Origin of the sequence: Kitasatospora sp. NPDC091257 (assembly GCF_044757675.1) — a bacterium.
GTDB lineage: Bacteria > Actinomycetota > Actinomycetes > Streptomycetales > Streptomycetaceae > Kitasatospora > Kitasatospora lactacystinica.
Window position 1 is genome coordinate 1 of sequence record NZ_JBIVVI010000257.1, and the last position, 8,635, is coordinate 8,635.

9 protein-coding genes and 1 pseudogene are annotated in these 8,635 nt (G+C 73.4%); 8 read left to right on the plus strand and 2 right to left on the minus strand.

What is annotated here, in order from left to right; genetic code table 11:
- Positions 1-54: 54 nt before the first annotated feature.
- Entirely contained in the window at positions 55-978 is a 924-nt protein-coding gene (locus tag ACIQOV_RS14710; protein WP_401048601.1) for a LysR family transcriptional regulator, read from the minus strand.
- 96 nt (positions 979-1,074) lie between these two features.
- Between ACIQOV_RS14710 and ACIQOV_RS14715 the strand changes: the two genes are divergently transcribed.
- The 6 genes from ACIQOV_RS14715 to ACIQOV_RS14740 all read left to right on the plus strand — a co-directional run bounded on the left by ACIQOV_RS14715 (position 1,075) and on the right by ACIQOV_RS14740 (position 6,321).
- Positions 1,075-1,779 (plus strand): succinate dehydrogenase cytochrome b subunit, encoded by a 705-nt coding sequence (locus ACIQOV_RS14715; protein WP_401048602.1) that lies wholly within the window; start codon positions 1,075-1,077, stop codon positions 1,777-1,779.
- 26 nt (positions 1,780-1,805) lie between these two features.
- On the plus strand, positions 1,806-3,749 hold the full coding sequence (locus tag ACIQOV_RS14720) for a fumarate reductase/succinate dehydrogenase flavoprotein subunit (RefSeq protein ID WP_401048612.1): 1,944 nt from the start codon (positions 1,806-1,808) through the stop codon (positions 3,747-3,749).
- Positions 3,746-4,483, plus strand: coding sequence for a succinate dehydrogenase/fumarate reductase iron-sulfur subunit (locus ACIQOV_RS14725; RefSeq protein ID WP_359913819.1), 738 nt, complete (start codon positions 3,746-3,748; stop codon positions 4,481-4,483). The genes ACIQOV_RS14720 and ACIQOV_RS14725 overlap by 4 nt, the downstream gene beginning before the upstream one ends.
- 336 nt (positions 4,484-4,819) lie before the next feature.
- Entirely contained in the window at positions 4,820-5,125 is a 306-nt protein-coding gene (locus ACIQOV_RS14730; RefSeq protein ID WP_401048604.1) for a hypothetical protein, read from the plus strand.
- A 144-nt stretch (positions 5,126-5,269) separates the two neighbouring features.
- Positions 5,270-5,956, plus strand: a complete 687-nt coding sequence (locus tag ACIQOV_RS14735; protein ID WP_401048606.1) for a DUF6232 family protein — start codon at positions 5,270-5,272, stop codon at positions 5,954-5,956.
- Entirely contained in the window at positions 5,953-6,321 is a 369-nt protein-coding gene (locus tag ACIQOV_RS14740) for a hypothetical protein (RefSeq protein WP_401048608.1), read from the plus strand. The genes ACIQOV_RS14735 and ACIQOV_RS14740 overlap by 4 nt, the downstream gene beginning before the upstream one ends.
- Positions 6,322-6,475: 154 nt before the next feature.
- On the opposite strand, the gene ACIQOV_RS14745 is transcribed toward ACIQOV_RS14740, so the two are convergent.
- Positions 6,476-7,420, minus strand: coding sequence for a DUF2797 domain-containing protein (locus ACIQOV_RS14745; protein ID WP_401048609.1), 945 nt, complete (start codon positions 7,418-7,420; stop codon positions 6,476-6,478).
- Between the two features lie 220 nt (positions 7,421-7,640).
- Between ACIQOV_RS14745 and ACIQOV_RS14750 the strand changes: the two genes are divergently transcribed.
- Entirely contained in the window at positions 7,641-7,961 is a 321-nt protein-coding gene (locus ACIQOV_RS14750) for a hypothetical protein (protein ID WP_401048610.1), read from the plus strand.
- A 275-nt stretch (positions 7,962-8,236) separates the two neighbouring features.
- A pseudogene (locus ACIQOV_RS14755) lies at positions 8,237-8,635 on the plus strand (restriction endonuclease); the annotation flags it as partial.

Sequence of the window (8,635 nt, forward strand, 5' to 3'; positions counted from 1 at the left end):
GGCCGTCCTCCGGCTACCCGCACCCGACCCCCGTCCTCCGCCTCGCGACGGGTCTCACGGCAGCAACAGCCGGGTGCCCGGCGGCAGTTCGCCGTCGCGTGCGGCGTCGCGCAGGTGCGCCAACAGGGTCTCCCGCAGCGCCTCCGCCGCGCGGGTGGGCGGCACCTCGTGGCCGTGCGCGACGGCGATGGTGCGGCCGAGGCCGGGCCCGGCGAACCCGGTGACCGCGAGGCCGGAGCGGGCGGCCACCATGCCGGGGACGACGGCGGGGCCGAGCCCGGCCCGGACGAAGCCCAGCACCGCGTCCATCTCGCCGCCCTCCACCGCGAACCGCGGCTCGAACCCGGCCGCCCGGCAGGCCGCCAGGGTCGCCTCCCGGACGTCGTAGCCCTCCCGGAACATCACCAGCGGCCGGTCCTTCAGCTCCGTCACCCGGACCTTGCGCCGGGCCCGCCCCTCGGCGGCGACCAGCACCAGTTCCTCGTGCAGCAGTTCGGTGACCGCCGGCGCGGGCTCCTGTTCCCCGCCCGGCCGGGTGATGATCAGCGCGAGGTCCAGCTCCCCCGCCGCCAGCCAGCCGACCAGATCGCGCGAGCCGCCCTCCCGGACCACCAGCGTCACCCCCGGGTAGCGGTCCCGGAAGACCCGCAGCACGTCCGGCACCAGGCTGGTGCACAGGCTCGGCGGCGCGCCCAGCCGGACCCGGCCGCGGCGCAGCTGGACCGTCTCCTGCACGGCCAGCCGGGCGCTCTCGGTGTCCGCGAGGATGCGCCGGGCCAGCGGCAGCAGGGCGTCCCCGGCGTCGGTCAGCGCGATGTTGCCCCGGGTGCGGTGGAACAGTTCGGCACCCAACTCCCGCTCCAGCGAACGGATCTGCTGCGAGAGCGACGGCTGGGCGACGTGTGCCGCCTCGGCGGCCCGGGTGAAGTGCCGGGTCTCGGCGACGGCCAGGAAGTAGCGGAGTTGCTGGAGCTGCACAGGGCCAGGATAGGCCGCATCGATAGTCAGTGCCTATCGTCACGAGCCGCATCATGTCTTGGACGCACCCGACCCACCGTCCCTACCGTTGCAGCCATGACAACCGCGACTCGGACGGCCCGGCACCCGTCCACCCTGGCGACCCTGTGGCGGTCGACCGTCGGCAAGAAGGCGGTCATGGCCGTCACCGGACTGGCCATGCTGCTGTACCTGGTCGCACACATGCTGGGGAACCTCAAGGTGTTCTTCGGCCCGGACGACATCAACGGCTACGCGGCCTGGCTGCGCACCATCGGGCAGCCCTTCCTGGGCCACGAGTGGTTCCTGTGGATCGCCCGGGCCGGCCTGCTGGCCGCCGTGGTGCTGCACGGCGTCTCCGCGTACCAGCTCAGCCGCCGCGACCTGGCCGCCCGCCCGAGCCGGTACGTGCACAAGCGCCGCCGGGCGAGCTACGCGACGAGGACCATGCGCTGGGGCGGGGTGATCCTGGCGCTGTTCATCGTCTGGCACGTCCTGGACCTCACCACGCTGACCGTGAACCCGGCCGCCGAGCACGGCCACCCGTACCAGAACATCGTGGCCTCCTTCGGCCGCTGGTACGTCGACGTGTTCTACGTCGTCGCGATGCTGGCCGTCGGCCTGCACGTCCGACACGGGTTCTGGAGCGCCGCACAGACCCTCGGCGCCAACAACGCCCGCCGCGACCGGGCGCTCAAGCTGATCGCGAACGGCCTGGCCCTGGTGCTGACGGCCGGGTTCCTGTCCGTCCCCGTGGCCGTGATGACCGGAGTCGTGAAGTGAGCAGTGGTGAAGTGAGCAGTGCTGACATGAGCTACCTGGAGTACACCCTCGGCGAGCCGGTCGCCGACACCAGGGCCCCCGCCGGCCCGATCGAACAGCGCTGGGACCAGCGGCGGTTCGACGCCAAGCTGGTCAACCCGGCCAACCGGCGCAAGCACACCGTGATCGTGGTCGGCACCGGCCTGGCCGGCGGCGCGGCCGGCGCCACCCTGGCCGAACAGGGCTACCACGTCGTCCAGTTCTGCTTCCAGGACTCCCCCAGGCGCGCCCACTCGATCGCCGCCCAGGGCGGCATCAACGCGGCCAAGAACTACCGCAACGACGGCGACTCGATCCGCCGGCTGTTCTACGACACCGTCAAGGGCGGCGACTTCCGCGCCCGCGAGTCCAACGTGCACCGGCTGGCCCAGGTGTCGGTGGAGATCATCGACCAGTGCGTGGCCCAGGGCGTGCCCTTCGCCCGCGAGTACGGCGGCCTGCTCGACACCCGGTCCTTCGGCGGCGTGCAGGTCTCCCGGACCTTCTACGCCCGCGGCCAGACCGGCCAGCAGCTGCTGCTCGGCGCCTACCAGGCGCTCTCCCGGCAGATCGCCGCCGGGAACGTGGAACTGCACCCGCGCACCGAGATGCTCGACCTGCTGGTGGTCGACGGCCGGGCCCGCGGCATCGTCGCCCGCGACCTCGTCACCGGCGAGATCCGCAGCTACACCGCGGACGCCGTGGTGCTCGCCAGCGGCGGCTACGGCAACGTGTTCTACCTCTCCACCAACGCCAAGAACTCCAACACCACCGCGATCTGGCGGGCGCACCGGCGCGGCGCGTACTTCGCCAACCCGTGCTTCACCCAGATCCACCCGACCTGCATCCCGCGCTCCGGCGACCACCAGTCCAAGCTCACCCTGATGAGCGAGTCGCTGCGCAACGACGGCCGGATCTGGGTGCCCAAGGCGCAGGGCGACACCCGGCCGCCGGCCGAGATCCCCGAGGAGGAGCGGGACTACTACCTGGAGCGGATCTACCCGTCGTTCGGCAACCTGGTGCCCCGCGACATCGCCTCCCGGGCCGCCAAGAACGTCTGCGACGAGGGCCGCGGCGTCGGGCCCGGCGGCCAGGGCGTCTACCTGGACTTCGCCGACGCGATCCGCCGGATGGGCCGGGACGCCGTCGAGGCCAGGTACGGCAACCTCTTCGAGATGTACGAGCGGATCACCGCCGAGGACCCGTACCGGGTGCCGATGCGGATCTACCCGGCGATCCACTACACGATGGGCGGGCTCTGGGTCGACTACGACCTGCAGACCACCGTCCCCGGCCTGTTCGCGATCGGGGAGGCCAACTTCTCCGACCACGGCGCCAACCGGCTCGGCGCCAGCGCCCTGATGCAGGGCCTGGCCGACGGCTACTTCGTGCTGCCGCCGACCATCAACGACTACCTGGCCCGCCACCCGCTGCCCGCCGTACCCGCCGACCACCCGGTGCTCGCCGAGGTGGAGGCCGAGGTCGAGGACCGGCTCAACCTGATCCTCGCGGTGGACGGCGACCGCACCCCGGACTCCTTCCACCGCGAACTCGGCGAACTGCTCTGGAACGAGTGCGGGATGGCCCGCGACGAGGCCGGACTGCGGCGGGCGCTGGAGCGGATCCCGCGGCTGCGCGAGGAGTTCTGGCGCCGGATCAAGGTGCCCGGCACCGGGCAGGAGCTCAACCAGTCGCTGGAGAAGGCCAACCGGCTCGTCGACTACTTCGAACTGGCCGAACTGATGTGCCTGGACGCACTGCACCGCGCCGAATCCTGCGGCGGCCACTTCCGCACCGAGAGCCAGACCCCCGACGGCGAGGCCGCCCGCCGCGACGAGGACTTCTCCTACGCCGCCGCCTGGGAGTTCACCGCCACCGGCGCGGCACCCGTCCTCCACCGCGAGGACCTCGACTTCGAGCACGTCCACCCCACCCAGCGGAGCTACGCGTGAACCTCACCCTGCGCATCTGGCGCCAGGCCGGCCCGGACGCACCCGGCTCGATGACCACCTACCAGGTCAGCGGGATCAGCCCGGACATGTCCTTCCTGGAGATGCTGGACACCCTCAACGAAGAACTGATCACCCGCGGCGACCAGCCGGTCGCCTTCGACCACGACTGCCGCGAGGGCATCTGCGGCGCCTGCGGCATGGTCATCAACGGCCGGGCGCACGGACCCGAGCGCACCACCACCTGCCAGCTGCACATGCGGCACTTCCAGGACGGCGACACCATCGACGTCGAGCCCTGGCGGGCGGCGGCCTTCCCGGTGGTCAAGGACCTGGTGGTGGACCGCTCGGCCTTCGACCGGATCATCGGCTCCGGCGGCTACATCACCGCCCCCACCGGCAGCGCCCCCGAGGCGCACGCCACACCCGTCCCCAAGGAGGTCGCCGACACCGCCTTCGAGCACGCCGAGTGCATCGGCTGCGGCGCCTGTGTGGCGGCCTGCCCGAACGGCTCGGCGATGCTCTTCACCTCCGCCAAGGTGGTGCACCTCAACGTGCTGCCGCAGGGCGCGCCGGAACGGGCCGCCCGGGTGCGGAACATGGTCTCGGCCATGGACGCCGAGGGCTTCGGCGGCTGCACCAACACCGGCGAGTGCGCCACCGCCTGCCCCAAGGGCATCCCGCTGCCCAGCATCGCGGCGATGAACCGGGAGTTCCTGCGGGCCGCCCGCGGCTGACGACTCCCCTCCTGCGGTCGGCCCCCGTTCTGGTGCTCAGGCGGGGACCGACACTGTTTGCCGCGGGGCGTGCGGCGGTGGTTCGCGCTACCCGTACGGGTGGCGGATCCCGGCGGGCGGTGCTTCCTGACGGAGAATCGCGCTACGGTGGTGCTCCGCCACGGAAGGACGGCATATGCCCGAGGTTCAGTCCTGTTCCGGTTGCGGCGGGTCCGGGGGGACCCAGAAGACCGAGGCAACGGTCGAACTGGACGAGGAAGGAAGCATGGTGCCCAGCGTCCACACGTTCTGGTCGCCCTGCGGTCGGTGCCACGGATCCGGGACGGTGATCGTCGGATGAGGTTCGTCTTCGAGTGCGTCGAGTGCGGTGGGCACTATCTGCCGCCCGAGGAGATGGTGTACCCGGACGGGCCGGCCTCGCCGGTCTGGTGCGCCGCCTGCCAGAGCGCCAAGCACGCGGCCGGTGTCCGGGAGGACCCGCTGCTCGCCCGGGTCGCACTGGCCGCCGCCCGGGCCGCGCTGGCCGGGCGGGCCGCGGAGGCGGCCGAGCAGCCGGCCCGCGCCGACGTCCGCCCGTCCCGCCCGCCGCTGTCCCGCCGGGCCCGCTCCGGCCCGGGCGTGCTGCGCGGCAAGCTGAGCTGACGGCCCGCGGTCGGCAGTCGGCAGTCGGCAGTCGGCTGGGCATACGAACCGACGATATGTCAGTTATCGGGCACGACAATGAACTTGTGCAGACCCGGAACATGCTGGCACATTGTCCTCCCCTGCACGACAGTCTTGGGGGACATGGCCATGCAGCCGACCGATCCTGCCGATTCGACCCGGGCCGGCCAGACCGGCTCCTTCCCGTTCGTTCCGCCGCCGCCCGGCGGGCCGCCGACACCGGCCCCGTTCGGGCCGCCACCGCCCACCGCACCGCCGCCGGCCTTCGCGAGCGGTTCCACCGGTGCCCCGACCACCACCCGGATCGCGGTCACCAACCGCATCCTCTGGATCGGGCAGGCGGCGTACCCGCTTGCCAACGTGGCCAGGGTCGGCACCGCCCTGATCGTGCCCGGCCGGCGCCGCGCGCTCCTGCGGCTGCTCGCCTTCGCCCTGGTCGTCTTCGTGCCCGTGTTCGTGATCTCGCAGGCCACCGGCGGCTCGTCCTCGGACTCCGGGTCCGGCGGGATGGTCGTCGGCGCGTTGATCCTCGTGGCGGTCTACTTCCTGATCTTCACCTGGCCGGTGCTGCGCCGGCCCGACCTGTACGTGCTGGCCGTGGACACGGCGGGCCCGCCGACCGCGGTGCTGGCCTGGCACACCGCGCAGCCGGCGTTCGAGCTGCAGGCCGTCATCACCCGCGCGATCGAGAACCCGCAGGCCGAGTTCCAGCAGGTCGTCCAGAGCATCAGCGTGGACCTGCGGCAGTACCAGTTCGGCGACAGCGTCAACATCTACGGCGGCCAGGGAAACACGGGAGTCAGCAAGTGAGCGAGAACGAGCGCCCGAACGTCCAGTACGGCGACCGGGTCACCATCCACGGCGGCAGCAACAACGTCGGCATCCAGCACAACAACGGCCCGGCCGCCGACCAGGCCCTGCCGCCGGAGGTCGCCGCGCTGTTCGCCCGGCTCGCCGCCGTGGTCACCGAGCTGGCCCGGGACGGCCGGCTCCACGAGGCGGACCGGCAGAGCCTCGCCGAGGCCCTGCCGGTGCTGACCAGCCCCGCCGCCGAGGAGCCGGGCCGCCGGCGCAACACCCTGCTGCTGCTGGCCGGCCTGGCCCAGAGCGTCGGCGAGGCGGCCGCCCCGGCGCTGGGACTCGCGAACCAGCTCCTGGCCCTGATCAGCGGCTGACCGACCGGCCGGCGCCCGCTCGCGGGCGCCGGTCTGCACCGCGCCCCTCGTCTTCGCCTCCAAAGTGGTAGCAAATTAAAACCGCAAGGCCGAGGTCAGGCCCTTGCGGTTTTATTACGCAACCATGCTGGTCGGAACGGTTCCGCGAACGCTCTCAGAACAGCGCCTCCTGGGTGTCCGGCTCCGGCGGACGCAGTCGCTCGCGCAGGGTCAGGCCCGTGGAACCGCGGCCGGTGACCGGGCCGAGCGTCCAGCCGGTGAGCAGCCGGGTGTCCAGCAGCAGCGGGCCGGAGCCGTCCGCCTGGTCGAGGAAGAGGTGCCGGCCCACCGGCGGCCGGAGCCGGCCCGCGACGACCGCGCCGTCGGCCAGCCCGACGATCTCCCGGTACACCTCCGGGGCGCCGCCGGCCAGGCCGTAGCGCTCGACGTGGTCGACCACCGGGCGGTCGGCGAGCAGCTCCACGGCATGGCCGTCCAGCAGCCGGTGCGCCTGGGCGCGGGCCTCGGCGAGCACCGTACGGCGGTACGGGGCGTCCCCGTGCGACCACCAGTGCTCGGTCTTGAGGCGGGACTTGTACCGCTCGCGGGCCAGGCCCGAGGCGGCGACGGTGAGTTCGGCGCGCCGGACCGCCGGCAGGGCACCGCGGACGGTGAACGCGTAGGCCAACGCGCCCTGTTCGAGCAGCCGGCTGTCGCCGCGCTGCTCGGCGGTGAGGCCGACCTTGAGCAGACCCTCGCCGAACCAGGCGAGGTAGAGCAGGTAGGTGCGGCCGTCGTCGAGGATCTGGTCCCGGGCCAGGGCGAGGCCGCGGTCCACGCTCTGGCACGCCGGGCACTGGGTCGCCCCGCCGGCCGGATCGATCACCGCGTGGTGCGGGCAGGGCGTGCGCTCCGTCGCCCCCGCCAGCCAGGCCCCGACGCAGCGGCGCGGGCCGCCCAGCAGCCAGCCGACCTCCGCCCCCGGCGCCACCTCGCGCTCGTGCACCCGGGCTCCGCACACGGCCCCGAGCAGGGCGCGGCCGTCCTGCCAGCTCAGGCCGGTGGAGATCCAGCCGGCGGGGCGGCCCTGGGGCTCCGGGTGCTGCGGGGGGATCGTCACGTCTCTCCTTGCCGTCGGTAGCCGTCGAGACTACCCGGTGCCACCGACAGGCCGGCCGCTCCCGCGGAGCCTCCGGGCCCTGGTGGGCGGGCGGCGGCCGGACCTCCGCTCGAACCCCGCTCGACGGGCCCTCGGGTCGACGTGACCCCGTCAAAACGCACGGCTAGCGTCCTCGTCAGTGAATCCCTCACGAACGATCCCCCTCGGGAAGGGAACAGCCATGCGCATTCTCCAGCGTGCCGCCGCCACCACCGGCGCTCTCGCCCTCGCCGCCTCGGGCCTGCTCCTGGCCGCCGGCCCGGCCTCGGCCACCACGACCGCGTTGAGCTGCAACGCGCCGTCCTACTTCACCGGCAGCGGCGGCCACGCGGGCGCCTCGATCCGCTGCGTCGGCTCGGCCTTCACCGGCCGGATCGTCTGTTACAAGCCGGGCTACGGCAACTACACCCACTACGGCAACCGCGTCGAGTCCGGCGGCACCTCGACCACCTGGTGCGACCTCGGGGCGACCATCCAGAAGGCCGACGCCGTCTCCTCCTGACCCCGCGACAGCACGGCGCGGGAGCCCGTGGGCCTGTCCGGCGACACACCGCCGGACAGGCCCGCGTCGGCTTCCGCCACCTCGGCCGCCACGCCCTCCGGCGCCGTCGCCCCGCCCGAAAGCCCCGCAGGTCACCGGCGCTTGGCCCGGCGGGGTGTTCACGTTCTATTGTTGCGGGCGCGGTCGGCGGCGCAGCCGGGAGGCGGTGCCGCGGCGGCCGGTCGGCGCGAGGCGAATGGGGTGGACGGACGGTGTCGGGGCGGCGGAGCAGCGGGGTGCTGGCGATCTGGGCGGAGGCGCAGCGACAGCAGCAGCGCCGGGAGGAGGCCCGGTGGCGCGCCGAGGCGGCGGAACTGCGCCGCCGGGAGCGGGAGCAGCGCGAGACGCAGAAGGCCGCGGCCCGCGACGAGCGCGAGGCGCTGCGCGCCCACCAGCAGTCGCGGGAGGCGGAGGTGGCCCGGCGGACGGCCGAACTGGACGCCCGGGTCGAGGAGTTGAGGGGGCTGCTGGCCGCCGGGCTGGCCGCGCCGGCCTTCGGCCCGCAGGCCCTGCTGGCGCCGCCGGCGGTGCCCCCGTTCGATCCTGGTCCGCTGGGCGAGCCGGTGCCGATGCCGGACCAGTCCTCGGCCCGGTACTTCGTGCCGCCGCCGGACCCGGTCCAGGCCCGCAACCCG

What these genes read in the sequence shown, in the direction of transcription:
- ACIQOV_RS14750 (WP_401048610.1), top strand. Translation starts at nt 7,641, where the DNA reads ATGCGCATTCTCCAGCGTGCCGCCGCCACCACCGGCGCTCTCGCCCTC.
- ACIQOV_RS14730 (WP_401048604.1), top strand. Translation starts at nt 4,820, where the DNA reads ATGAGGTTCGTCTTCGAGTGCGTCGAGTGCGGTGGGCACTATCTGCCG.
- ACIQOV_RS14720 (WP_401048612.1), top strand. Translation starts at nt 1,806, where the DNA reads ATGAGCTACCTGGAGTACACCCTCGGCGAGCCGGTCGCCGACACCAGG.
- ACIQOV_RS14735 (WP_401048606.1), top strand. Translation starts at nt 5,270, where the DNA reads ATGGCCATGCAGCCGACCGATCCTGCCGATTCGACCCGGGCCGGCCAG.
- ACIQOV_RS14715 (WP_401048602.1), top strand. Translation starts at nt 1,075, where the DNA reads ATGACAACCGCGACTCGGACGGCCCGGCACCCGTCCACCCTGGCGACC.